The sequence below is a fragment of the Candidatus Methylomirabilota bacterium genome (genome assembly GCA_036002485.1).
In the GTDB taxonomy this organism is placed as follows: domain Bacteria; phylum Methylomirabilota; class Methylomirabilia; order Rokubacteriales; family CSP1-6; genus AR37.
In genome coordinates this window covers 1-25,193 of record DASYTI010000122.1, presented here as the reverse complement: position 1 = coordinate 25,193, position 25,193 = coordinate 1, and the positions used below count along the sequence as shown (strand labels likewise).

General features: G+C 68.3%; 18 protein-coding genes. All 18 read left to right on the top strand.

The window, feature by feature from the left end; genetic code table 11:
• Positions 1–30: 30 nt before the first annotated feature.
• Complete coding sequence (gene recN, locus VGT00_12690; protein HEV8532270.1) at positions 31–1,743, top strand: DNA repair protein RecN; 1,713 nt, start codon at positions 31–33, stop codon at positions 1,741–1,743.
• 15 nt (positions 1,744–1,758) lie between these two features.
• A complete protein-coding gene (gene secA, locus VGT00_12685) occupies positions 1,759–4,560 on the top strand; it encodes a preprotein translocase subunit SecA (GenBank protein ID HEV8532269.1) in 2,802 nt (933 codons plus the stop codon).
• Positions 4,561–4,681: 121 nt separating this feature from the next.
• Positions 4,682–8,254 carry a chromosome segregation protein SMC gene (gene smc, locus VGT00_12680; protein HEV8532268.1) on the top strand — a complete coding sequence of 1,191 codons (3,573 nt, stop codon included), beginning with the start codon at positions 4,682–4,684 and terminating at the stop codon, positions 8,252–8,254.
• 57 nt (positions 8,255–8,311) lie between these two features.
• Positions 8,312–9,073 carry a helix-turn-helix domain-containing protein gene (locus VGT00_12675; GenBank protein ID HEV8532267.1) on the top strand — a complete coding sequence of 254 codons (762 nt, stop codon included), beginning with the start codon at positions 8,312–8,314 and terminating at the stop codon, positions 9,071–9,073.
• Positions 9,073–9,996, top strand: coding sequence for a signal recognition particle-docking protein FtsY (gene ftsY / locus VGT00_12670; protein HEV8532266.1), 924 nt, complete (start codon positions 9,073–9,075; stop codon positions 9,994–9,996). Before VGT00_12675 ends, ftsY begins: the two co-directional genes overlap by 1 nt.
• Positions 9,997–10,016: 20 nt before the next feature.
• Positions 10,017–11,153: a bifunctional diaminohydroxyphosphoribosylaminopyrimidine deaminase/5-amino-6-(5-phosphoribosylamino)uracil reductase RibD gene (ribD, locus tag VGT00_12665; GenBank protein ID HEV8532265.1), complete on the top strand. Its 1,137-nt coding sequence runs from the start codon at positions 10,017–10,019 to the stop codon at positions 11,151–11,153.
• A complete protein-coding gene (locus tag VGT00_12660; GenBank protein ID HEV8532264.1) occupies positions 11,154–11,747 on the top strand; it encodes a riboflavin synthase in 594 nt (197 codons plus the stop codon). It abuts the gene before it with no gap.
• Positions 11,744–12,970 carry a bifunctional 3,4-dihydroxy-2-butanone-4-phosphate synthase/GTP cyclohydrolase II gene (locus tag VGT00_12655; GenBank protein ID HEV8532263.1) on the top strand — a complete coding sequence of 409 codons (1,227 nt, stop codon included), beginning with the start codon at positions 11,744–11,746 and terminating at the stop codon, positions 12,968–12,970. Before VGT00_12660 ends, VGT00_12655 begins: the two co-directional genes overlap by 4 nt.
• A 1-nt stretch (position 12,971) precedes the next feature.
• Positions 12,972–13,475: a 6,7-dimethyl-8-ribityllumazine synthase gene (gene ribH / locus VGT00_12650; protein ID HEV8532262.1), complete on the top strand. Its 504-nt coding sequence runs from the start codon at positions 12,972–12,974 to the stop codon at positions 13,473–13,475.
• The gene (gene nusB, locus VGT00_12645) at positions 13,475–13,891 is read left to right on the top strand and encodes a transcription antitermination factor NusB (protein HEV8532261.1); all 417 of its coding nucleotides are present in this window, start codon (positions 13,475–13,477) and stop codon (positions 13,889–13,891) included. The genes ribH and nusB overlap by 1 nt, the downstream gene beginning before the upstream one ends.
• A 7-nt stretch (positions 13,892–13,898) precedes the next feature.
• Positions 13,899–14,645 carry a metallophosphoesterase family protein gene (locus VGT00_12640; protein HEV8532260.1) on the top strand — a complete coding sequence of 249 codons (747 nt, stop codon included), beginning with the start codon at positions 13,899–13,901 and terminating at the stop codon, positions 14,643–14,645.
• Positions 14,635–16,179: an apolipoprotein N-acyltransferase gene (lnt, locus tag VGT00_12635; GenBank protein HEV8532259.1), complete on the top strand. Its 1,545-nt coding sequence runs from the start codon at positions 14,635–14,637 to the stop codon at positions 16,177–16,179. The genes VGT00_12640 and lnt overlap by 11 nt, the downstream gene beginning before the upstream one ends.
• A gap of 134 nt (positions 16,180–16,313) precedes the next feature.
• Positions 16,314–17,412, top strand: a protein-coding gene (gene prfB, locus VGT00_12630) for a peptide chain release factor 2 (GenBank protein ID HEV8532258.1) whose coding sequence is annotated in 2 segments (ribosomal slippage) — positions 16,314–16,370 and positions 16,372–17,412 — 1,098 coding nt in all. Because the reading frame shifts where the segments join, the coding sequence is not laid out codon by codon here.
• Position 17,413: 1 nt separating this feature from the next.
• Positions 17,414–18,997: a lysine--tRNA ligase gene (gene lysS, locus VGT00_12625; protein HEV8532257.1), complete on the top strand. Its 1,584-nt coding sequence runs from the start codon at positions 17,414–17,416 to the stop codon at positions 18,995–18,997.
• Positions 18,997–20,241: an FtsX-like permease family protein gene (locus tag VGT00_12620; GenBank protein HEV8532256.1), complete on the top strand. Its 1,245-nt coding sequence runs from the start codon at positions 18,997–18,999 to the stop codon at positions 20,239–20,241. The genes lysS and VGT00_12620 overlap by 1 nt, the downstream gene beginning before the upstream one ends.
• Positions 20,234–20,917, top strand: a complete 684-nt coding sequence (locus VGT00_12615) for an ABC transporter ATP-binding protein (GenBank protein HEV8532255.1) — start codon at positions 20,234–20,236, stop codon at positions 20,915–20,917. Before VGT00_12620 ends, VGT00_12615 begins: the two co-directional genes overlap by 8 nt.
• A 170-nt stretch (positions 20,918–21,087) precedes the next feature.
• Positions 21,088–23,535 (top strand): ATP-dependent Clp protease ATP-binding subunit, encoded by a 2,448-nt coding sequence (locus VGT00_12610; GenBank protein HEV8532254.1) that lies wholly within the window; start codon positions 21,088–21,090, stop codon positions 23,533–23,535.
• Positions 23,536–23,637: 102 nt separating this feature from the next.
• Positions 23,638–25,193: outer membrane protein assembly factor BamA (gene bamA / locus VGT00_12605; GenBank protein HEV8532253.1), on the top strand; the 1,556-nt coding region annotated here is incomplete at its 3' end.

Below are 25,193 nucleotides of genomic sequence, written 5' to 3'. Positions count from 1 at the left end.
CTGTCCTCGCGGCGTAGCATAGCGGCCGGCATGCTGCGCGAGCTCACCATCCGCAACCTCGCCGTCCTCGAGGAGGCGAGGGTCTCCTTCGCCGCCGGGCTGAACGTGCTCACCGGGGAGACGGGAGCCGGCAAGTCCATCGTCATCGACGCACTCCTCCTCGTCCGCGGCGCCCGCGTCCAGGCCGACCTCATCCGCACCGGCGCCGAGACGGCCTCCGTGGAAGCGGTCTTCGAGGTGCCCCCCTCCGGACCGGTGGCCGCCATTCTCGACGAGGCCGGGCACGGGGCCACGGATGGGCAGCTCGTCATCAAGCGGGAGCTTTCACCATCGGGACGGCATCGGGTCTTCGTGAACGACTCGGCGGCCACCGCCGGACTGCTCGAGCGGCTGGGCGATCTCCTGGTCGAGATCCACGGGCAGCACGAGCATCAGCGGCTGATGGAGCCCGCCCGCCAGCTCGACCTGCTCGACCGCTTCGCCAGCTGCGAGGAGGCAAGGCTCCGGCTGGGCGCGCTCTGGCGGCGCTGGGACACCGCGCGATCCGAGCTCGCCCGCATCCGGGACGAAGCGCGCGAAGGCGTCCGGAAGGAGGAGCTCTACCGCTGGGAACTGTCGGAGATCGACGCCGTCCAGCTCCGGGACGGGGAAGAGGACGAGCTGCGCGGCGAGCGCCGGCGACTGCAGAACGCCGAGCGGATCTATGGCGGCCTGCAGGAAGTCATGGGTCTCCTGCAAGAGGACGCCCAGGCCGCCGGGACCCGTCTCGGGCGCGCCGCCTCTCTGCTGCGCGAGCTCTCGCGCTTCGATCCCGATGTGGCCGCGCCCATCGAGGCTCTGGAAGGCGCCCAGGCCTATGTCGAGGACGCCGTGGCCCGGGCCCGCGCCCTCCGCGACCGCGCGGTCATGGATCCGGACCGCCTCCGCCTGATCGACGAGCGCCTGGACGCCGTCGGCGCCATCAAGCGGAAGTACGGCGAGACCGCCGCCGCCGTCAGCGCGTACCGCGACGAGATCGCGCGCGCCCTCGATCGAATCGAGCGGCACGACGCCATCGTCGAGGAGATGCAGGGCGAGGTCGAGCGGGCAAGGGAGGCGGCGGAGCGTGAGGGGCGCGAGCTCTCGGAGGCGAGGGCGGAGGCGGCCCCGCGGCTCGAGCGGATGATCCAGCGTGAGCTGCGGACGCTCGGCATGGACCACGCCCGATTTCGCGTGGCCCTTCGCTGCGAGGTGGCGGGCGCCGAAGATCTCGCCAGCGGCCCCGAGGGATGGCGGCTCGGGGGGCGGGGGGCGGAGAGCGCCGAGTTCCTCCTCTCCGCCAATCCGGGGGAAGCGCTCAAGCCTCTGGCCAAGGTCGTGTCGGGAGGCGAGCTCTCGCGCACCATGCTCGCCATCAAGACCATCCTGGCCGCGACCGAGGAGGTGCCGAGCATGGTGTTCGACGAGGTGGATGCAGGCATCGGCGGCCGCGTGGCGGACGCCGTCGGCCACAAGCTCCGGCAGACGGCGGCCGGCCGGCAGGTCCTCTGCGTCACGCACCTGGCCCCCATCGCCGCGTATGCGGAACACCACTTGCTCGTGGACAAGCGCGTGGTGAAGGGTGCCACCAAAACCACGGTGACGGCCCTCGACGCCGCCGGCCAGGTCGAGGAAATCGCCCGCATGCTGGGCGGTGAGCACATCACGGACGCCTCGCGGCGTCACGCGCGGGAGCTGCTCAAAGCCGCGCGCTCGGGCGAGTAGTGTAAGATACAACGCATGCTTTCCGTTCTCTTCCGCGCGATCTTCGGGACCAAGCACCAGCGCGACGTCAAGCGCATGCGGCCGGCCGTGGAAGCCATCAATGCCCTCGGCCCCGAGCTCGAGGGCGTGCCCGACGCCGTGCTCCTCGCGAAGACGGAAGAGTTCCGCAAGCGCCTGGCCGACGGCGAGGAGCTGGACGATCTGCTCGTCGAGGCCTTCGCGGTGTGCCGCGAGGCCGCCCGGCGCACGGTGCGCATGCGCCACTTCGACGTGCAGCTCATGGGGGGGATGATCCTGCATCGCGGCACCATCGCCGAGATGGCCACGGGCGAGGGCAAGACGTTGGTGGCGACCCTGCCTGCCTACCTCAACGCCCTGCCCGGCCTCGGCACCCACATCGTCACCGTCAACGACTACCTGGCCCGGCGCGACGCGCAGTGGATGGGCCCGATCTATCACGCCCTCGGGCTTTCCGTGGGCGTCATCCAGCACGAGATGTCGTATCTCTACGACCCCTCGCACGCCTCGCCGGACATCCGCCTGCAGGCGCTCCGGCCGTGCACCCGCCGCGAAGCCTATCAGTCCGACATCACCTACGGCACCAACAACGAGTTCGGGTTCGACTATCTCCGGGACAACATGCGCTTCAGCCTGGAGGACATGGTGCAGCGCGAGCACTTCTACGCGATCGTGGACGAGGTCGACTCGATCCTGATCGACGAGGCGCGCACCCCGCTCATCATCTCGGGCCCCGCCGAGGGCTCGACGGACCGGTACTACAAGATCGACCGCATCATCCCCAAGCTCACCCGGGCCGCCACCATCGTCGAGGGCAAGCTGTCGGAGATCGAAGCCCAGGCCCCCGGGGACTACATCGTGGACGAGAAGTCCCGGGCGGTATCGCTGACCGAGCAGGGCATCTCGCATTGCGAGCGCCTCCTCAACATCGACAACCTGTACGACCCGTCCCAGATGGACCAGCTCCACCACATCAGTCAGGGCCTCAAGGCTCACGCGCTCTTCAAGAAGGACGTGGACTACGTGGTCAAGGACGGGCAGGTCATCATCGTGGACGAGTTCACGGGCCGGCTCATGCCCGGGCGGCGCTGGTCCGATGGCCTCCACCAGGCCGTGGAGGCAAAAGAAGGCGTCCGGATCGAATCGGAAAATCAGACGCTTGCCACCATCACGCTCCAGAACTACTTCAGAATGTACGACAAGCTCGCCGGCATGACGGGCACGGCCGCCACCGAGGCCGAAGAGTTCGCGAAGATCTACAAGCTCGACGTCACCGTCATCCCCACGAACCAGCCCTTGTCCCGGGTCAACTACCCGGACGTCGTCTACAAGAGCGAGCGGGAAAAGTTCGAGGCGGTGAGCGCGGAGATCGTCGCCGCCCACGAAAAGGGTCAGCCGGTCCTCGTGGGGACGGTGTCCATCGAGAAGTCGGAGCATCTGTCCCGGCTCCTCAAGAAACGGGGCATCCCCCACCAGGTCCTGAACGCCAAGTACCACGAGCGCGAGGCGGAGATCGTGGCCCAGGCCGGGCGCGAGAAGACCGTGACCATCGCGACCAATATGGCGGGGCGAGGCACCGACATCCTGCTCGGGGGCAATCCGGACTTCCTCTCGAAAGAGCTCTTGAGGAAGAAAGGGCTCGATCCCGCCCTCGCCCCCGCCGAGGCGCGCCAGACGGCCTGGGAGGAGGCGCGGAGGCTTACCGACCCCGAGCACGAGCGCGTGGTGGCGCTGGGCGGCCTCCACATCATCGGGACGGAGCGCCACGAGTCGCGGCGCATCGACAACCAGCTCCGCGGGCGGTCGGGACGCCAGGGCGATCCCGGCTCCTCGCGCTTCTACCTGTCCCTCGAGGACGACCTCCTCCGCATCTTCGGCTCCGAGCGCATCCAGCGAATCATGGAGCGTCTGGGCATGGAGGAGGGCGAGCCCATCGAGCACAAGCTCGTCACGCGCGCCATCACCACGGCTCAGAAGCGCGTGGAGACGCGCAACTTCGAGATACGCAAGCACCTGCTCGAATACGACGACGTCATGAACAAGCAGCGGGAGATCGTGTACGGGCTCCGCCGGGAGACGCTCGAGGGCGAGAGCCAGGAGGAGCAGATCCTCGAGTGGGCGAGCGAAATCACGGGCGCCATAGTGGGACGCTTTGCTCCGCGGGAGGCACACGTCGAGGACTGGGACCTGGCCGGACTCAACGAGGCCCTCTACCGCCAGTTCGACCTGCGGCTCCCCGCCGAGGAGACCGACGCCGCCGTCGAGGTCGGTTCGGCGGAGGCCCTCGAGGCCAAGGTGCAGGAGGCCGTGGAAGGCGTGTACCGGGAGCGGGAACGGCAGGTCGGCCCCGAGCTCTTCCACCGCCTCGAGCGCTGGATCATGCTCGGGCTGCGCTGGGAGGACGGGGAGTTCCGCGGCATCGATCAACTCTGGAAGGACCACCTTCTGAACATGGATCACCTGAAGGAAGGCATCGGTCTCCGCGGGTACGGGCAACGCGACCCGCTGACCGAGTACAAGAAGGAAGCCTTCGACATGTTCCAGGAGATGATGGAGCGTCTCAAGGAGATCGTCCTGGAGCAGCTCTTCAAGGTGCGCATCGGCCCCGCGGAGCTAGGGGCGCCCGACCGCACGGAGACCGTCGCCCCCGAGCCGCGGTGGCGCGAGATTCACGGCGATGCTGGCGCAGGCAACTCATCCCCCAAGGTCATGGCCTCATCCAAGGTCGGACGAAATGACCCGTGTCCGTGCGGCTCAGGAAAAAAGTACAAGAAATGCTGTCTTCTGAAGGGCGCCTGAGCTAGCGTCCAGCCCAGCATTTGGTGTCCGGTGGCCGCCCGGGCCCCCACGTGTAGGGTTTTTTCTTTGGCGGTCCCCGGCACCCCGTGGTATCAGTAAGTGCGCCTCGGCGGCGCAAACCATGCGACTCCAGCACATCCTCATCCAGGGCTTCAAGTCCTTCGCTGAGAAAACCGACGTCGAGGTCTTTCCGGGAGTGACGTGCATCGTGGGACCGAATGGATGCGGCAAGTCGAATGTCGCCGACGCCATTCGCTGGGCCCTGGGGGAGCAGAGCCCCAAGACCCTCCGCGGGCACAAGATGGAAGATGTCATCTTCCATGGCTCGGCCTCGAGGAAGGCCGTGGGACTGGCCGAGGTCAGCCTCGTCTTCGACAATGACGGCAGCCTCGCCGGAGACCTCAATGTCCCCTGGAGCGAGATCGGCGTGGCGCGCCGCCTCTACCGCACGGGCGAGAGCGAGTACCTGCTCAACAAGAGCGTGTGCCGCCTCCGCGACGTGCAGGATCTCTTCGCGGGGACGGGAGTCAATCCCAAGGCCTACGCCCTCATGGATCAGGATCGGCTGAACCACGTGCTCACGGCCAAGCCGTGGGAGCGCCGCATCTTCATCGAGGAAGCGGCCGGAGTGGCCCGCTACAAGCAGCAGCGCTCGGAGACGCAAGGCAAGCTCGACGCGACCCGGCAGAACCTCCTTCGCGTGCGCGACGTGATGGACGAGGTGAAGCGGCAGGTCGGCTCCCTCGAGCGCCAGGCCAAGAAGGCTCAGCAGTACAAGGCCCTCCACCAGGAGCGGCAGGCCCTCGATCTGGCCATGATGGCGGCCGACTACGCGGGGCTGACGGCGGGCCACGAGGCCCTCGAGCAGGAAATGGGGCGGCTGCGCCGGGAGGAGGAAGCCCAGCGCGTGGCCATCGCGCAGATCGAGGCGCGCGAGGCGACCCTGCGCGCGACCATCCAGGAGAGCGACTACCGGCTGGCGGATCTACGCCAGTCCGCGCAGAAGTTCCAGGGTGAGCTCGAGCGCCTCCTCGAGCGTCGCGAGCAGATGGGCGCGCAGATCCGCGAGCTCGGCGAGGAGGAGACGCGTCTTGCCGAGGAGGCGCGGTCGCTCGGCGAGCGGCGGGCGGCCGTCGGAATGGAGCGGGAGGAGACCATTCGGGGGCTCGCGGAGTCGCGAGAGCGCTTCGGCGAGCGAGAGCAGCAGGTGCGAGCGCTCGAGACGGATCTCGTCGCGTGCCGGGCCGAGCTGGGCCGCCGCCGCGAGGCCCTGGAAGGGCTGCGGCTCGAGCAGATCCGAACGGCGGGGGAGCGGGCCGAGCTGACCCGCTCGGCCGGCGAGTTCCGCGAGCGCCTGGCCCAGGTCGAGCGGCGGCGGGAAAGGCTCCACGTCGAGACGACGGCGGCGCGGGCCGAGGCCGAGAGCCTGGCCGCGGCACGCCGCCGGCTCGAGTCGACCTTCGAGCAGGCGGGGGCCCAGCTCTCGCTCCTCACGGGAGAGCGGGAGCAGGTGGACCACGAGCTTCAGGGACAGGAGAGCCTCAGGGCGCAGGCGCAGGAGGCCCTGGCCCTCCTGCGCGTGAGCCTCGCGGCAAAGGAATCCGCCCTCGAGGCGCTCCTTCGCCTCGAGCGTGAGCGCGAGGGCTACGGATCGGGGGTCCGCTCTCTCTTCGCGGGACATGGAGGGCCTGCCGTGGCCGGCGTGGTCGGCACGGTGGCCGATCTCCTGGACGTGCCGCCGGGTCTCGAGGCGGCGGTGGAAGCCGTGCTGGGAGATCGTCTCCAGTGGGTGATCGTAGAGCGCTTCGAGCAGGGCCGCGCCGCCCTGTCCTACCTCGAGCGCGAGGGCGCGGGGGCGGCCACGCTCCTCGCCCTGGACACGCTGACCAGCGGCGCCGGGACGCCCCCGCTCGACGATCCGGAGATCACGTGGGCGGACCGGTTGATCGGGGGCCCGCGTCCCGAGCTCGTGCGACATCTCCTCGGACGCGTCGGCGTGGTCAGGCATCTCGACGCCGCCGAAGCGCTCTGGCGACGCAATGGGGTGATGGCGACCTACGTGACGCGCGCGGGAGAGGTGCTGTCGCCGGCGGGGGCGCTGACGGGCGGTCGACGCGACGGCGAGCGGCACGTCAACGAGCAATCTCTTCTCGGGCGAAAGCGCGCCATCCGGCAACTCGCGGACGAGGTAGGCACCCTCGGTCGCGACGTCGAGGCGGGCCAGCATCGACTGCAGGCACTGGAGGTCGCCGTGGACTCCCTGCGGGCGCGACAGGGCATGCTGCAGGTATCGGTGCACGCTCAAGAGGCGGCCCGCCTGAGCGGCGGCAAGGACCTCGAGGCGACGCGGCGGGAGTCCGAGCGAGTGCTCCGCCATCTCGAAACGCTCGAGGCGGAAGGACGGCAGGTCAGCGCCGAGAGTGCCGAGACGGTGAGCGAGCTCACCAGCCTCGAGGGCAGACTCGCCGATATCGGCGCCCGCGAAAGCTCGCTCGAGCGGGAGATGGCCACGCTCCGTGAGCGCCTCCGGGAGGACCAAGCGGCGGAGGGCGCGCTCCTCGCCCAGGCCTCGGCGGGCCGGGTCGAGCTCGCGACAGTGCTCGAGCGGGTGGAGTCTCTGGGACGTGATATCGATCGGCTGGGCACCCTCGAAAGGGAGTTCGACACGCGGATCGAGGAATCCGGAGCTCGCCGGGGGCAGACCATCGAGCGTGGCCAGGAGCTCAGACGGGAGCAGGGCCGCACGGACGAGAGGGCGCGGGAGGTCGGGGCCGAGCGCGACAAGATGGAACGTGACGTCGCCCTCCGCGCCGAGGAGCACAACCGCCGGCTCGAGGAGCGGCAAACGACGGAGACCGAGCTCCGCGAAGCTCAGCGCCAGCTCGACGCCCTCGTCGGGCGAATCCACGAGATCGACATCCGGGAGACGGAGGGGCGGGTGCGCCGCGAGGAGCTTCTTCAGGAAGCGGGCCGGCGGCATGCCGTGTCCGGGGCCACAGGGCTTCTGGCCGCCCACGATGCGACTCGGGATCTGGAGGCCGCGCGGACCCGGCATCTGGAGCTCGGCGACAAGCTGGAGGGCATGGGCCCCGTCAACCTGGTCGCCGACGACGAATACCGGGAGCTGACCGAGCGGCTCGAGTTTCTGCGGAGCCAGCACGACGACCTCGTGCAGTCCATGAAAGATCTCGAAAAGGCTCTCCGCGGCATGACCCGCACGGCCCAGGAGCGCTTCCAGGAGGCCTTCGAGCAGGTCAACCGACACTTCGGGGAGATCTTCTCTCGGCTCTTCGAAGGCGGCCGGGCCGAACTCCGCATGGTACCGCCGGAGGACGGGGAGGAGGACCCGCTCGAGCTGGGCGTGGAACTCATGGCGCAGCCGCGCGGCAAGCGCCTGCAGGCGGTCACCCTCATGTCAGGGGGAGAGCGCGCGCTGACGGGCCTGGCCCTGCTCTTCGCGATCTTCTACTACCGGCCCAGTCCTTTCTGCGTGCTCGACGAGGTTGACGCGCCGCTCGACGACGCGAATATCCATCGCTTCATCCGGGTGCTGCGGGAGCTCTGCACCCAGACCCAGTTCATCGTCATCACCCACAATCGCAAGACCATGGAGGCGGCCGACGTTCTCTACGGCGTCACCATGCAGGAGCCGGGTCTGTCCCGACTCGTTTCCGTCAAGCTGACCGAAGCGTAACTATCTCTCCGAATTGACTGTTCGCCACGGGGGGGCGTAGACTCCGCGTGAGAAACCATGAGCTCTCTAGGGGTGTATCTGCGCGGGCTGCGCGAGGCCAAAGGGGTGTCGCTGGACGACATCTCGCGCTCCACGCGCGTGGGACGACGCCACCTGGAAGCGCTGGAGAGCGACCAGCTGGAGGATCTGCCCGCCCGGGTCTTCGTCAAGGGGTTCATCCGCGCGTACTGCGAAACCCTCGAGGCGCCACCCGACCACGCGTACGATCTTTTTCGCCAGACGGCCGGGGAGCCGACTCGGCCCGAGCGCCCCGCGGCGCGGCCGTCTTTCGGTTCGCGGCCGCGTCGGGGTGGACCGCTGCTCGTGAGCGCCATCCTCGTCCTGGCGCTGGGCGGCAGCCTCTTCGCCCTGCACCTCGGACTCAAGGGCCCCGCCCGCGAGAAGGTTCAGGCTTCGAGCGTCACCCCTCGGCCCCCTGAGCCTGCCGCGGCGGCACCTGCGACGCCCGAGCCAGCCGCTCTGACCCCTGCGACCCCTACAACCCCGGTGGCCAAGCCCGTGGCATCCCAGCGGCTCGTGATGCGCGCCATCGAGCCGACCTGGGTCCGCGTCCAGATCGACGATGGCCAGGTCGCCGAGGAGCTCTTGCCGACGGGAGCCGTACGCGAGTGGACGGCCGCCCGCCGATTCGTGCTCACCGTGGGCAATGCGGGAGGGATCGAGGTCGATTTCAACGGCCGCCGCATTCCGCCGCTCGGCGCGCGCGGCGCCGTGATCCAACGGCTCGTGCTTCCCCCGGATAGCCCCGAGGCTTCGTGATGGCCTTCCTGAGCGGGTTTGCCGATCGCTTCCGCCAGGGGCTGGAGCGTTCCCGCCAGGCCATGAGTCAGGGGCTTGACAGCCTGCTCGCCCTGGGCCGTCAGGTCGACGAGTCCATGCTCGACGAGCTAGAGGAGCTTCTGCTCGCCGCGGACCTCGGAGCCGAGACGAGTCAGGAGTTCGTCTCCCTGGTGCGATCCTCGGCCAAGCGGACGGGCTCGCTCTCCGCATCCGATCTTCGGACCCTCTTGAGCCAGTTCCTCGAGGAGACGCTCGCGGGGGCGGCGGCCCCGCTCGAGCTCGACGCCAAGCCGAGCGTGGTGCTCATGCTGGGAGTCAACGGCTCCGGCAAGACCACGAGCACGGGCAAGCTCGCCGCCGCCCTCACGGAATCAGGGAAGGGCGTGCTGCTGGCCGCGGCCGACACTTTCCGGGCCGCAGCCGTCGAGCAGCTCGAGGAGTGGGGACGACGTTCGGGCGCCGAGGTCATCCGCCAGGCCACCGGCGCGGATCCCGCCGCGGTGGTCTTCGACGCCGTGAAGGCGGCCATGGCGCGCCGGATGGACGTTCTCCTCGTCGACACGGCGGGGCGCCTCCACACCAAGAGCAATCTCATGGACGAGCTCGCCAAGCTCAAGCGTGTGATCGCGCGGCAGCTCCCGGGCGCGCCCCACGAATCCCTCATGGTCATCGAGGCGCCCACCGGCCAGAACGGACTCCAGCAGGCCCGGCTCTTTCACGAAGCGATAGGGCTCACGGGACTCGTGCTCACCAAGCTCGACGGGACGGCCAAGGGCGGCATCGTCGTGCGGATCTGGAAAGAACTGGGCGTCCCCATCAAGCTGATCGGGGTGGGCGAGCGCATCGAGGATCTCCAGCCCTTCGACCCGAAGAGCTTCGCGGCGGGCCTCGCCGGCGAATGATGGGCGCCGTGAGCTCGAGCATGACGGACCTTCGTTCCACCGACATTCGTCCCCATGACGTCCGGTGGATGGGGCGCGCCCTCGAGCTGGCGGAGCGGGGCCGGGGCATGACCTCGCCGAATCCCGCCGTGGGCGCCGTCATCGTGGGCAACGGGCGGGCGCTCGGCGAGGGCTTCCACGCGCGCGCGGGTGCGCCTCACGCCGAGGTCGAGGCCCTCGCCGCGGCGGGAGCCCTCGCCCGTGGCTCGGATCTCTATGTCACGCTCGAGCCGTGCAATCATGCCGGCCGGACGGCGCCCTGTGTGGAGGCCATCGCGCGGGCAGGGGTGCGTCGCGTCGTGGCGGCCGTGGGAGACGGCAACCCGAAGGTTGCGGGGGGCGGGGCCCGTGCCCTGGCCGCGGCGGGAGTTGACGTCACCCTGGGCTGTCGCGAGCGGGAGGCGATCGCCCTGAACCGAGCTTTCTTCACCGTGGCCCGCCTCGGGAGGCCGCACGTGACGCTCAAGTGGGCGGCCACTCTCGATGGCAAGACCGCCGACCACGAGCGCCGCTCGCGCTGGATCTCGGGCGAGCGGGCGCGAACCGAAGGGCACCGGCTGAGAAGCTGGAGCGATGCCGTCGTGGTCGGGGTCGGCACGGCCCTCGCCGATGATCCGGCCCTGGACGTGCGCCTGGCCACGCCGTGGCCCCGCGAGCCGCTCCGGGTGGTGGTGGACAGCCGGGCCCGGCTGCCCCTTCACGCGAGAGTTCTCACCGCGGGCAGCCCCTCCCGCGCCGTCGTCGCCGTGACCGATCTCGCCGACCCCGAGCGCGTGGCGGCGCTCGAGGCTCGGGGGGTCACCGTGCTCCGGTGCAAAGAAGGGGACGGCCGCGTGGAGCCCGCCGATCTGCTCGCCCGCCTCGGCGCCCTCGACGTGACGGGCCTCCTGCTCGAAGGCGGTGGAGAGCTGGCCGCCTCGTTCTTCCGGGCGGGACTGGTCGACCGCGTCGTCGCATTCGTCGCTCCCATGCTCCTGGGCGGACGCGATGCGCCAGGACCCCTTGCCGGCAGCGGGCTTCGGCTGCCGGAGGCGCTTGGGATGGTTCGCCTCGAGGCGCGCTCGGTCGGCGACGACTGGATGCTCGAAGGCGACGTGGCCGTGGCGCGGGAGGCGTAGATGTTCACCGGCATCGTCGAGGAGTGCGGACGCGTCCTCGAGCGCGACGGCTCGCGGCTCATGGTCGAGGCCAAAGCCACGCTCGGCGGCACGGAGGTCGGCTCGAGCGTGGCCGTCAATGGTGTGTGCCTGACCGCGGTCGAGATCGCCTCCGGACACCTCGCCTTCGATCTGGGTCCCGAGACCCTGGCGCGGACCGCCCTCGCCGATCTCGGCCCGGGCGACTCCGTCAATCTCGAGCGGCCGATGCGGCTCGACGGCTTCCTGGGTGGACACTTCGTGCTCGGTCATGTTGACGGGGTCGGCTCGGTGATCGCGCTCGATCGGGCGGGGGAGACGGCGCGACTCAAGATCGAATGGCCAGGTCAGGACTTGGCACCTCTGCTCATTCCGCAGGGCTCGGTGGCCGTGGACGGGGTCAGCCTGACCGTGGCGGGACTTGAGGCCAGGGCTTTCGCGACCATGCTCATCCCGCATACACTGGAGCGCACGACTCTGGGAGCCCTCAAGCCGGGACGGAGGGTCAACCTCGAGATGGACGTGATCGGGAAATACGTGCTACGGATACTGAGCTTGAGAGGGGAGCCACGGTGACCACGGAGAGCCGACGAGAGTTCGCGAGCATCGAGGCCGCGGTGGAGGACATCCGCGCGGGGCAGATCATCATGGTCGTGGACGATGAGGATCGCGAGAACGAGGGCGACTTCCTCATGGCCGCCGACCGGGCCACGCCCGAGGCCGTCAACTTCATGATCATGCACGGCCGCGGGCTCATGTGCATGCCCATGCTGGCCGAGCGGCTCGAAGAGCTGCAGATCCCCATGATGGTGAGCGAGAACACGGCGCCCCTCGGCACGGCCTTCACGGTCAGCGTGGACGCCCGGCGGGGGGTCACCACCGGCATCTCCGCCTATGACCGGGCGGTGACCATCCGCACCCTGGTGAGCCCGACCGCGCGGCCCGATGACCTGGCTCGGCCGGGGCACATCTTTCCCCTGCGCGCGATGCCGGGGGGCGTCCTGAGGAGGGCCGGCCACACGGAAGCCGCCATAGATCTGGCCAGACTCGCCGGCTGTTATCCGGCCGGCGTCATCTGCGAGATCCTCAACGACGAGGGAGGCATGGCGCGAGTGCCGGACCTCCTCGCCCTGGGGCGACGGCACGGCCTCAAATGCATCACCATCAAGGACCTCATCGAATACCGGATCCATCAGGAGAAGCTGGTCCGGCGTGCCGCCACCACGCAGCTGCCCACGGAGTACGGCGAGTTCACCTGCATCGCCTACGAGACCACGGTGGACGACCGGCTGCCCCTCGCCCTCGTCATGGGCGATGTGCGGGGTGAGGAGCCCGTCCTCGTCCGCGTCCACTCCGAGTGCCTGCCCGGCGACGTCTTCGGCTGCCGGCGCTGCGATTGCGGCTCTCAGCTCCACAAGGCGCTGGCCATCATCGAGCGCGAGGGCCGCGGCATCCTCCTCTACATGCGCCAGGAAGGGCGCGGGATCGGACTCTTGAACAAGCTTCGCGCCTATGAGCTCCAGGACCAGGGCAAGGACACGGTGGAGGCGAACACCGTCCTGGGCTTCCAGGCGGATTTGCGGCACTACGGGATCGGCGCGCAGATCCTCGTCGATCTCGGAGCGAAGCGCCTGAGGATCCTGACCAACAATCCCAAGAAGATCGTCGGCATCGAAGGCTATGGCCTCCAGGTGGTCGAGCGCGTGCCTATCGAGATTCCTCCCACGGAGAGCAACCGGCGATATCTCCTGACCAAGCGCGACAAGATGGGCCATCTCTTCTCCTCGTTCCCGGACTGACATGGCCGGCCGAGCGCCCAGGACTGCGTCGCGGCCGCGCTCGACGCCGGCGGGACGCTTCGCCGTGGTGGCGGCGCGCTTCAATGAGGCCCTCTCGAAGAAGCTCGCCGACGGCGCGGTGGCTGCCCTCGGCGAGGGGGGCGTGAGACCCGAGCGCGTCGACGTCCATTGGGTGCCCGGCTCGTTCGAGCTGCCCCTCGCCGCCATGACGCTGGCCCGCACGCGCCGCTACGCGGCCATCGTCTGTGTGGGCGTGGTGATCCGCGGGGAGACGCCCCACTTCAAGTACGTGGCCGGCGCGGCCGCGCAGGGGCTGTCGCGCGTGGCTCTCGAAACCGGCGTCCCCGTCACCTTCGGCGTCATCACCTCGTTGACGGAGGAGCAGGCCTGGGAGCGCGCGGGGGGACGCGTCGGCCACCGCGGGGAAGAGGCGGCGCGGGCCGCCCTCGAGATGGCCGGGTGGATGCGGGAGGCACGGTCGCCACGCCGGGAGGGGCGCCGCTGATGGGCAAGCGCCGGAAAGCACGCGAGCTCGCGCTCCAGCTCCTGTACCAGCTCGATTTGCAGGGGGAGTCCTCGCCCGAGCCTCACCTCGACGAGTTCTGGATGCGACATCCGGTGGACGCGGAGGTGCGAGACTTCACGGAGTCCCTGATCCGGGGCACCAAGTTCCACGAGACGAAGATCGACGAGATGATCTCCGAGTACGCCCAGAACTGGGAGATCGAGCGCATGGCCGTGGTCGACCGCAATATCCTCCGCCAGGGCATCTTCGAGCTCTTGTGGGCCGAGGAAGTGCCGCCCAAGGTGGCCATCAACGAGGCGCTCGAGGTCGCGAAGAAGTTCAGCACGCAAGAATCGTCCCGCTTCATCAACGGTGTCCTGGACCGCATACACAAAGAGCTGCGCCCGTCCGACTGAGGCCTGCGTGCGCTACGCGGTGCTCTCGGACGTGCACGCCAATCTCGAGGCCCTGTCCGCCGTTCTCGCCGACGCCGCCCAGGAAGGGGCGACCGGTCTCCTCTGCCTGGGCGACACGGTGGGCTATGGGGCGGATCCCGTCGCGTGCGTGGAGCTCCTGGGCGAGCGGGCCGTGCGGATGGTCGCGGGAAATCACGAGCACGGCGCCCTGGGCCTGATGGACCTCGACTGGTTCAATCCCGCGGCCAGGGCCGCGGCGCTCTGGACCCGTGATCAGCTGGGGCCGGATCATTCGGGGTATCTGGCCGCCCTCCCGCTCACCGCCGGGCTCGGAGAAGCGACCTGCGTCCACGCCAGTCCGAGCCGCCCGGAAGAGTGGGACTATCTGATCTCGGCTGAGGATGGCTGGAGCGCGTTCCCCGACTTCTCGACTCGCCTCTGCTTCGTCGGTCACTCGCACCGGCCGGGGGTCTGGTCACTCGGTTCGAGCGGCCCCGATTTCCAGGATCTCGGTGGTCCCGAAGGGGCCGACCGAAGCATCGGGTTCCACGACGGACGGCGCTACATCGTCAACGTGGGGAGCGTGGGTCAGCCGCGGGACAGGGATCGGCGGGCCGCCTACATGCTGTGGGACGAGGAAGCGCGCAGCGTGACGCTCCGGCGGGTGGCGTACGACCATCGCGCGGCCGCCGCCAAGATCCTCGCCGCCTCTCTGCCACGCGTGCTCGCGGATCGTCTCGCCAATGGGGTTTAGGCCGGGCTGGCCGGGAGCTCATGCTCGCCGGCGGCTCGGTCTTCTCGTCTCGGGCGCGGCAGGGGCGCTGGCCTTTCCCACGGGCGACTGGTCGCTCTTTGCCTGGGTATGGCTGGTGCCCGTCCTCGTGTCGGCATCGGAGCGGTCTCCGCGCGGCGCGCTCGGCGACGGATGGCTGGCGGGACTGAGCTTCTTCCTCGTTCTTCTCCGCTGGCTCGATCACACCTTCCAGGGCTATAGCGCCATCCCCTGGCCGCTAACCTGGCTTCCTATCGCGGCGCTGGCCGCCTACTGCGGGCTCTACGTCGGGGCGATGGCCGCCGTGGTGTCGTGGCTGGGAAGCCGGCTCGGTCGTGGCTGGGGGCTGGCCGCGGCGCCCGGACTATGGGTGGCCGGCGAGTGGATTCGCGGCTGGCTCATGGGCGGCTTCCCCTGGGGACTGCTCGGCTACTCTCAGCACCGGGCGCTCGCCGTCATCCAGATCGCCGAGATCGGCGGCGTCTACGCGGTCTCCCTGCTGATCGTCGCGGTCAATGCCGCCCTGGCGTCTTGGTGCGTGCTGGGCTTTCGTCGATCCGCGCCCGGCATTACCACGGCGGCTGTCCTCGCGGCGGGATCGCTCGCGTTCGGCTGGTGGGTTCTTGCTCACGAATACGGCCCGGCCGCCCGCCCCCCCGTCCAGTCCATCGAGGTCGCCGTGATCCAGCCCGCGATCGCGCAGTCCCTCAAGTGGGATCCCGCCCATCAGGCCGAGGCTCTCGACCGCTACGAGCGGCTCACCCGGGAGGCGGCGCGCTCCAAGCCCGCCGTCATCCTCTGGCCTGAGACGGCAGCGCCCATCTTCCTGCGCGGCGATCCCGTCCTCCTCTTGCGGCTCACCGCGCTGTCAGCGGAGCTTGGAGCGCCCATCCTGGTCGGCTCCATCGACAGGCTGCCGGGGCCTCGCGCTCAATTCCTGAACAGCGCTTTTCTGCTGGGAGAACAGGGGATTAGGGCCAAGTATGATAAGATTCACCTCGTGCCATTCGGCGAGTACGTTCCCCTCGCCGGTCTGATCGGCTTCGTCAGGAGCTGGGCCGAGTTCATCTCGGACTTCGCGGCCGGGAACAGCCAGACCGTATTCGAGCTGCCCGGGGCCCCATTCGGCACCGTGATCTGTTACGAGGTCATCTTCCCCGAGCTGTTCAGGGACTTCGTGGTCGGGGGTGCGAGCTTCATGGCGAATATCACCAACGATGCATGGTTCGGGCGCACGAGCGGGCCCTGGCAACATCTGGGCACGCTGCCCCTGCGCGCGGTCGAGAATCGCGTGGCCATCGCGCGAGCGGCGAACACGGGAATCTCGGGATTCGTGAGCCCATCGGGTATGGTGGGGCCGATCATGCCTCTCTTCGAGCGCGGCTACCTTTCGGCGCGCGTGGCCCAGCGCGCCCGGACCACGCTCTACACGCGCTGGGGCGACTGGCTGCCCTACCTCTGTCTCGCCCTCTCCGGGATCGCGGCGGGGACGGCTTTCCGCCGGCGAGCGGCCTAGGAGATGGTCCAAGTGATTCCCACGCCCTCGCGGACAAGAATGCTCCGCTTCGAGCGCCAGCTTCGCCGGCGCAGCCTGGTTGGGGGGAGGCTTCGGAAGGGGGGCGAAGCCCCCCTCCGAGTGACAACCTAGCCATGCTCGGCGACCTCAAGCGAGATCTGGCCGACGTCGAGAAGCGCCTCCAGGACCTCCGGGGGCATCTTTGACCTTCCCGCCAAGGAGGCGCGGCTGGCCCTGATCGACCAGGAGATGTCGGCGCCCGCCTTCTGGGACGACAGCCGCAAGGCCCAGGCCCTCGTCCAGGAGCGCGCCGAGCTCGCCCGCACCGTCGGTCGTTTCAGGGAGCTTGCCCAGCAGGCCGAAGACCTTCGTGTCCTCTGGGAGATGGCCACCGAAGCGGGCGATGAGAGCGAGGCTTCGGATATCGAAAAGGGGCTCGCCTCGCTCGCGCGCGACCTCGAGACCTTTGCTTTCAAGATCGTGCTCTCCGGGCCCCAGGACAAGAAGAACGCCATCCTCTCGATACATCCCGGGGCGGGCGGCACGGAGTCGCAAGACTGGGCCCAGATCCTCATGCGCATGTACCTGCGCTGGGCGGAGCGGGCCGGCTTCAAGGCCGAGGTCCTCGACCTCCTGCCGGGGGAAGAGGCAGGCATCAAGTCTGTCACCATCGAGATCACGGGCGAATATGCCTACGGGTATCTCAAGAGCGAGATCGGCGTGCACCGGCTGATCCGCATCTCACCCTTCGACGCCTCCAAGCGTCGCCACACCTCCTTCGCCTCGGTATCGGTGATCCCGGAGGTCGAGGACGTGGAGGTGGTGGTCAAGGACGAGGAGATTCGCGTCGACGTGTATCGCTCCTCGGGGCCGGGCGGGCAGGGCGTCAACACGGCGGACTCGGCGGTGCGGATCACGCACCTGCCCACGGGAATCGTGGTGGCCTGCCAGAACGAGCGCTCCCAGCTGCGGAACCGCGACACCGCCATGCGCATCCTCAAGTCGCGCCTCTACCAGGTTTACGAGAAGAAGCAGCGCGAGGAGCTGGCGGAGCTGAGCGGAGAGAAGAAGGAGATCGCCTTCGGCAGCCAGATCCGGACGTACACGTTCCATCCCTACCAGATCATCAAGGATCACCGGACGGGCGTCGAGGTGGGCAATGTCGAGGCGGTCATGGACGGCGGGATAGATCCCTTCATCGAGGCGTACCTTCGGCAGCCGAGATCGGCATGAGATGAGCGCCCCGCCACCTCCGGCTACCCCGCCACCGTCGCCGCCGCCGCCGCATGGACAGCCCGGCGATCCCAATCCGCTCGTCCGGCGCCGGCTCGAGAAGCTCGAGGCGCTCCGCGAGAGCGGGGTCAATCCGTTCGGCCAGCGCTTCCCGGTCACCCACGGGGGCGGGGAGCTCGCGCGCCGCTACCCGGACGCCTCGGACGAGGCGCTCAAGGCGGCCGGACCCGTCACCGTGGCGGGACGGGTGGTCGCCCTGCGGCATCACGGCAAGACCTGCTTCGCCCACCTGCAGGACCAGAGCGGGCAGATCCAGCTCTACGCGCGGGCCGACGCCCTCGGCGAGCGGTATGCGGCATTCACCGAGCTCGACGTGGGCGACTTCATCGGCGTCACGGGAGATCTCTTCCGGACGCGGACGGGGGAGCTGACGGTGGCCGTGCGCGTCTTCGAGTTCCTCGCCAAGTCGCTCCGGCCGCTGCCCGAAAAGTGGCACGGGCTCAAGGACGTCGAGACGCGCTATCGGCGGCGCTATGTCGATCTCGTGATGAATCCGCAGGTGCGCGAGACCTTCGTGGTGAAGAGCCGGCTCATCCGTGAGCTGCGCGCCTTCCTCGACGCGCGCGGCTTTCTCGAGGTCGAGACGCCCATGATGCAGCCCATTCCCGGTGGGGCGTCGGCCAGGCCCTTCGTCACGCACCACAACGCCCTGGACATGCCACTCTACCTTCGCGTCGCCCCCGAGCTCTATCTCAAGCGTCTGGTCGTGGGCGGCCTCGACCGCGTCTACGAGATCAACCGCAACTTTCGCAACGAGGGCATCTCGACCCAGCACAACCCCGAGTTCACCATGCTCGAGTTCTACCAGGCCTATGCCGACTACGAGGACCTGATGGCCCTGACCGAGGAGATGCTTGCCCACCTCGGCACGCAGCTCCTCGGCCGCACCGCGCTCCAGTACCAGGGCGAGGCCATCGACCTCGCCGGGCCCTGGCGCCGAGTGCCGTTCTTCGACGCGATCTCGAAGGCTCTCGGTCTCGCGGTGGGGCCGGACACCGACGCGGAGGCGCTCGGGAAGGCGGCGGGGGCCGCCGGCGTGCCCGCCCCGAAGCCGGGCACGGGCGTGACTGGCCTCTGGAAGGACGTCTTCGACACCCTGGTGGAGCCGGGCTTGATCCAGCCGACCTTCATCACCGACTTCCCGATCGAGCTCTCTCCCCTGTCCAAGCGCAAGCCGGATGATCCGCGCCTGGTCGACCGCTTCGAGCTCTACATCTGCCGGCGGGAGATCGCCAACGCCTATTCCGAGCTCAACGATCCCATCGACCAGCGGCGGCGATTCGAAGAGCAGGCGCGCGAGCGCGAGCGCGGCGACGAAGAGGCGCACTGGATGGACGAGGACTTCGTGCGGGCTCTGGAATACGGCATGCCGCCCACGGCCGGAGAGGGGATAGGCATCGACCGGCTGGCCATGCTCTTCACCGACTCTCCGTCGATCCGGGACGTCATCCTCTTTCCGCACCTCCGCCCCGAGCGTCGCGCGGCGGGCGAGCCCGCGTCTGCGGACGAGGAATCCGAAGCCTGATGGCCGGACGCGGCCTGCCCGTCGAACTCTTCCTCTCGCTGCGCTACCTGCGCGCGCGCGGCCAGCGGGCCAACCTCTCTCTCTTCGTGTGGATCGGCGTGGGCGGCGTCTTCCTCGGCGTCAGCGCCCTGATCGTCGTCCTGGCCGTGATGACCGGATTCCAGGACGGCATCAAGGAGAAGATCATCGCGGCCAACCCGCACATCCTCGTGGTGGACCCGAGCGGCCGCGGGATCGAGGACGGCCCGGGGGTGGCCGCGCGCGTCCAGCCGGTGGCCGGCGTGCGCTCGGCCACGCCGTTCGTGCTGCAGCAGGCGCTCTTCACCGGTCAGCGCGGCGGCGCCACCGGCGGTCTTCTCCGCGGCGTCGACCTCGCCGCGCCCGCCGTGCGCAAGCAGCTCCAGGCCGATATCGGCGCGGGCAGCCTCGAGCCGCTCCTCCGGACCTCGGGCGAGCCCGCTCTCCTGCTCGGGCGCGAGCTCGCGCGCACGCTCGGGCTCGCGCCGGGGGATCACGTCACCGTCATCTCCCCGCAGGGGGCGATGACCGCCGTCGGCCTCGTGCCCAAGATGCGGCGCTTCGAGGTGGCCGGCTACGTCGAGATCGGGCTCTACGAGTACGACGCCTCCATGGCCTACACCTCGCTGGCCGCGGCCCAGGAGTTCGCCGGGCTGGGCGAGCGCGTCTCCGGTGTCGAGATCAAGCTGAACGACCCCTTCGATGCCAAGGCCGTGGGGCGGCGCGTGGCGGCGGCGGCGGGGCCCGGGCTCTGGATCCGCGACTGGATGGGGATGAACCGCAATCTGTTCGCCGCCCTCCAGCTCGAGAAGCTCGCGCTCTTCGTCATCGTCACCATCATCGTCCTCGTGGCGGGCTTCGCCATCATCGGGCACCTGGTGCTCCTCGTGGCCGAGAAGCGAAAGGAAATCGGCATCCTCAAGGCCATGGGCGCCTCGGCAGGCAGCATAGGCACCGTCTTTCTTGTCACGGGCATGCTGATCGGCGGCGTCGGCACCCTCGGGGGCAGCCTCTTCGGGCTCCTCCTGATCTGGGTCCAGAACACCTACAAGATCATCCGCCTGGCCGGTGACGTCTACCAGATCGACCATCTGCCCATGAAGCTGACGTGGCTCGACTTCACGCTGGTGACCTCCGCCACGCTGCTGATCTCCTTTCTCGCCACGCTGTCGCCCGCGCGCCGCGCCGCTCGGCTCGACCCCGTCGAGGTCCTCCGGTATGAGTGAGCCCCTCCTCGCCGTACGAGAGCTCGAGAAGGAGTATCGGGTGGGGCCGGAGATCGTCCGGGTCCTGCGCGGCGTCAGCCTTGCCGTCAATCAAGGGGAGAGCGTGGCCCTCATCGGCGCCTCCGGGGTGGGGAAGTCGACCCTGCTCCATCTCCTGGGCGGGCTGGACCGGCCCACGGGAGGTCAGGTCCTGTTCTCCGGTGAGGACATGTACGCCCGCTCCGAGAGCTCGCTGGCGAGGCTCCGCCGCACGGAGATCGCCTTCATCTTCCAGTTCTACAACCTGCTCGGCGAGATGACGGCGCTCGAGAACGCCATGCTGCCCGCTCGGCTCCAGCGCCTGTCGGCCACCGAGGCCCGGGAGCGGGGAGCGGGCGCCTTGCACGAGGTCGGGCTGGGTGATCGCCTCGGCCACCGACCGGGAGAGCTCTCGGGTGGCGAGCAGCAGCGCGTGGCCATAGCCCGAGCCCTGGTCGCTCAGCCGAAGGTGATACTGGCCGATGAGCCCACCGGCAATCTCGATCCAAAGACGAGCGAGGTGATCTGGGACCTTTTCATGCGGCTTCAGGCCGAGCGTCGACTCGCCATCGTCGTCGCCACCCACAATCACGACCTGGCCCGGAGGGCGGACCGCGGCTACCGTCTGTTGGAGGGACGCGCCGTCGCCTGGCCCTGATCTCTGAATGCTTTTTCATGGCGGCGAGTCCAACGTTTCAGGTATTTCGGTATAATCGGGACCTTCCAAGCAAGAAAAGGCTAGGCTGACCGAGGACTTGGGAGGTATACTCACAGCAGGTTCGGGGCCACGTTTCGGGCAGTCCAAACCCTAGGGAGCGAGGGCGCCAAGTGTTCGAGAGATTTACCGAGAGGGCGCGGCGGGTCATCATCCTGGCGAGAGAGGAGGCGGGCCGGTTCCGCCACGACTTCGTCGGGACCGAGCATATCCTGTTGGGGCTGATCCGGGACGGCGAAGGCATAGCCACCGCCGTCCTCCAGCGACTCGGGCTCCGCCTGGAAACGGTCAAGGCGGAAGTCGAGCGGGCCCTGGCCGGCTTCCCCAAGACCCTGACCTTCGGTGAAGTGCCGTTCACCCCCCAGGCCAAGCGCGTCCTCGAGCTGTCCATCGAGGAAGCGCGCCAGCTCGGCCACAACTACATCGGGACCGAGCACCTCCTGCTGGGTCTCATGAAAGAGGGCCAGTCCATAGCCGCCAAGATCCTCGAGTCTCTCGGGGCGCGTCTCGACGAGGTGCGGCAGGAGACCCTGGCCCTCCTGGGTGACCAGTACTACCCGCGGCCGAAGAAGCGCTCCCAGACCCCCGTCCTCGACGAGTTCGCGCGCGACCTGACCCAGCTGGCCCGGGAGGGCAAGCTCGACCCGGTCATCGGGCGCGAGATGGAGATCGAGCGGGTGATCCAGATCCTGGCCCGCCGGACCAAGAACAATCCTGTCCTCATCGGCGAGCCGGGCGTGGGCAAGACGGCCATCGTCGAAGGGCTCGCCCAGCGCATCGTCGGGCACGAAGTACCGGACGTGCTCGCCCAGAAGCGCTTGCTCCAGCTCGACCTGGGAGCCCTGGTGGCCGGGACCAAGTATCGCGGCCAGTTCGAAGAGCGCCTCAAGGCCGTCATGAAGGAGATCCGCCCGTCGGAGAACGTCGTGCTCTTCCTCGACGAGCTCCATACGCTGATCGGGGCGGGGGCGGCCGAAGGCGCCATCGATGCCTCGAACATGCTGAAGCCGGCCCTCTCCCGCGGCGAGATCCAGACCATCGGCGCCACCACCCTCGACGAGTATCGCAAGTACATCGAGAAGGATGGCGCCCTCGAGCGACGCTTCCAGCCCGTCATCGTGCGGGCCCCTTCCGTGCCCGAATCGATCGAGATCATCAAGGGGCTCCGTCACAAGTACGAGGCGCATCATCGGGTGAAGATTACCGACGAGGCGATCGACGCGGCGGTCAAGCTCGCCGATCGCTATATCACAGATCGCCAGCTGCCCGACAAGGCCATCGACGTCATTGACGAGGCGTCCTCGCGGACGCGGCTCATGGCCCTCACGCCGCCCCCGGAGATCAAGGAGATCGGCAAGGAAGTCGAGCGCGTCGTCCGTGAGAAGGACATGTACCTCGAGGCGCAGGAGTTCGAGAAGGCCGCCTCCCTCCGGGAGAAGGAAAAGCTCCTGCGCGGTCGCGACGAGGAAATGAAGCGGGAGTGGGACAAGCGCAAGGGCAAGGGTCCGCAGACGGTCAGCGAGGAGGACATCGAGTACATCGTGTCCCGCTGGACGGGGATCCCCCTGTCCAAGCTCGAGGAGAAGGAATCGGCGAAGCTCGCCCGGATGGAAGAGGCCCTCCACGGGCGCATCGTGGGACAGAAGGACGCGGTGATGGCCGTGGCGCGGGCCATCCGGCGCTCGCGGGCCGGGCTCAAGGACAGCCGCCGTCCCGTGGGCTCGTTCATCTTCCTCGGGCCCACCGGAGTGGGGAAGACCGAGCTCGCCCGGGCCCTCGCGGAGTATCTCTTCGGGGACGAGAACGCCCTCATCCGGGTGGACATGTCCGAGTACATGGAAAAGTTCTCGGTGTCGCGCCTCCTCGGCGCCCCTCCCGGCTATGTGGGGTACGAAGAGGGTGGGTTCCTGACCGAAAAAGTGCGCCGGCGGCCCTACTCCGTCGTCCTCTTCGACGAGATTGAGAAGGCCCATCCCGATGTCTTCAACATGCTCCTACAGGTGCTCGACGACGGCCGCCTCACGGACTCCGTGGGCCACGTGGTCGACTTCAAGAACACCATCCTCATCATGACCTCGAATCTGGGCACGAGCTTCATCGGCAAGCGCACGGCCCCGGGCTTCCTGGCCGAGGGCGAGGGCGAGACGCACGACAAGATGAAGGAAAAGGTCCTCGACGAGCTCAAGCGCGCCTTCCGGCCGGAGTTCATCAACCGGGTCGACGACATCATCGTGTTCCACGCGCTGTCGAGGGAACACATCACGGCCATCGTCCGCCTCATGCTGACCCGCATCAATGCCCAGATCTCCGACAAGGGCATCCAGCTCGAGCCCACGGAGGCCGCCCTGGACCTCCTCGTGAAGAAGGGCTATGACCCCACCTACGGGGCGCGCCAGCTGCGGCGGACCATTCAGAAAGAGGTCGAGGATCCGCTCGCGGAGGCCATCGTGCGCGGACAGTTCGCCGACGGCGCGCGGATCGAGGTGGACGTAAACGGAGACGGCTTCATCTTCCGGGAGATACAGATCGCCGAGCCGCGGCTCGCGCTGGCCGAGCACTAGACGGACCGACACTCGACTGGGCCGACCGGGACCATGACCGCGCGGGGGAGATTTCTTCTCTCCATTTTTTTTGTCCTCACTTTGGCGGGAATCGATGTCAACGTGGCTCGTCCGGCCGCCGCCCAGGCCCCTCCCCCGGCCGGGGAGCAGCAGATTCTCATCAAGGATCTCGCCATTCAGGGCAACCGGCGCGTCCAGGAAGCGGTCATCCTGGGGCGGGTACAATCCAAGGTGGGCACGCCCTTCCTGCCCGCGCGCTCGGCGGACGACATCCGGTCGATCTTCGCCCTCGGTTTCTTCGACGACGTCCAGCTCAAGGTCGAGGACTTCGAGGGGGGCGTGAAGCTGACCTTCGTGGTCACCGAGCGTCCCTTCGTCCGGGATCTCTCCTTCGCGGGCAACAAGCGTCTCGACGCGGCCAACCTCCAGGAGAAGATCGACCTGAAGCTGGGGAGCGTCTACAACCCCGTGGAGGTGACGCGGGCGGCCGAGAAGCTCAAGGAAGTGTACGAGGAGGAGGGGTACTTCGAGGTCGGCATCTCGCCGGATGTGACCAAGCTGCCGGACGGCGACGTGGCGGTGACCTTCCGCATCGTCGAGGGGCGCAAGATGACCATCGAGAAGGTCGTCATCGAAGGCGCCCAGGGCGTCAAGCCGGACAAGATCAAGGAGATCATGCTCACGCAGGAGCGGCAGTTCTTCATCTTGCGCGGGACGGTGCAGCGGCAGAAGCTCGAGGAGGACGTGGACCGGATCGTCGCCTTCTACAACGACAACGGCTACATTCAGGCCCGGGTGGAGTCGACCGACACCCAGGTGGACCGCCAGAACGCCCGGGTCACCATCAAGATCGTTGTGGTCGAAGGTCCGCAGTTCAAGGTGGGCGGGGTGGACATCACCGGCAACAACGTGCTGCCCATCGAGGAGATCCGTCGTCGCGTGCTCCTCAAGCCCGACGACATCTACTCGCGCAGCAAGCTGCGCGAAAGCGTCAAGGCCATCAGCGACGTGTACGGCACCATCGGGCGCGCCTCCGCCGACGTCGATCCCCAGATCGCCCTCGACGTGCCGAACCGGAAGGTCAACATCACGTTCCAGATCGTCGAGGGTCCCGAAGTCTTCGTGGAGCGCATCAACATCTCGGGCAACACCCGCAGCCAGGAGAAGATCCTGCGCCGCGAGATCCCCATGCACGAGGGCGACCTCTTCACCACCCAGAAGCTCGAGCGGGCGAAGCAGAAGCTGCGCAACCTGAACTACTTCGAGAAGGTCGAGACCAAGACCACCCCGGGCTCCTCCAAGGACAAGATCGTCGTCAACATCGAGGTGACCGAGAAGCCGACGGGCCTCTTCTCGATCGGCGGTGGCTACAGCTCTCAGGACGGCGCCCTCGGTACTCTCGACCTTTCGCAGAACAACTTCCTGGGCCGGGGGTGGCAGGTGTTCCTCCGCCTGCGCGGCGGCGCCTCCACCCAGCAGGGCACCATCGGCTTCACCGAGCCCTGGCTCTTCGACCGGCCGCTGGCAGCGGGCTTCGATCTGTACAACAATCGCCGCGTGTTCAATGACTACACCGTCAATGCCCTGGGTGGCGATGTCCGGGTAGGCCATCCGCTCGGCGACTATGGGCGATGGAACCTGATCTACAAGCTGGAGCA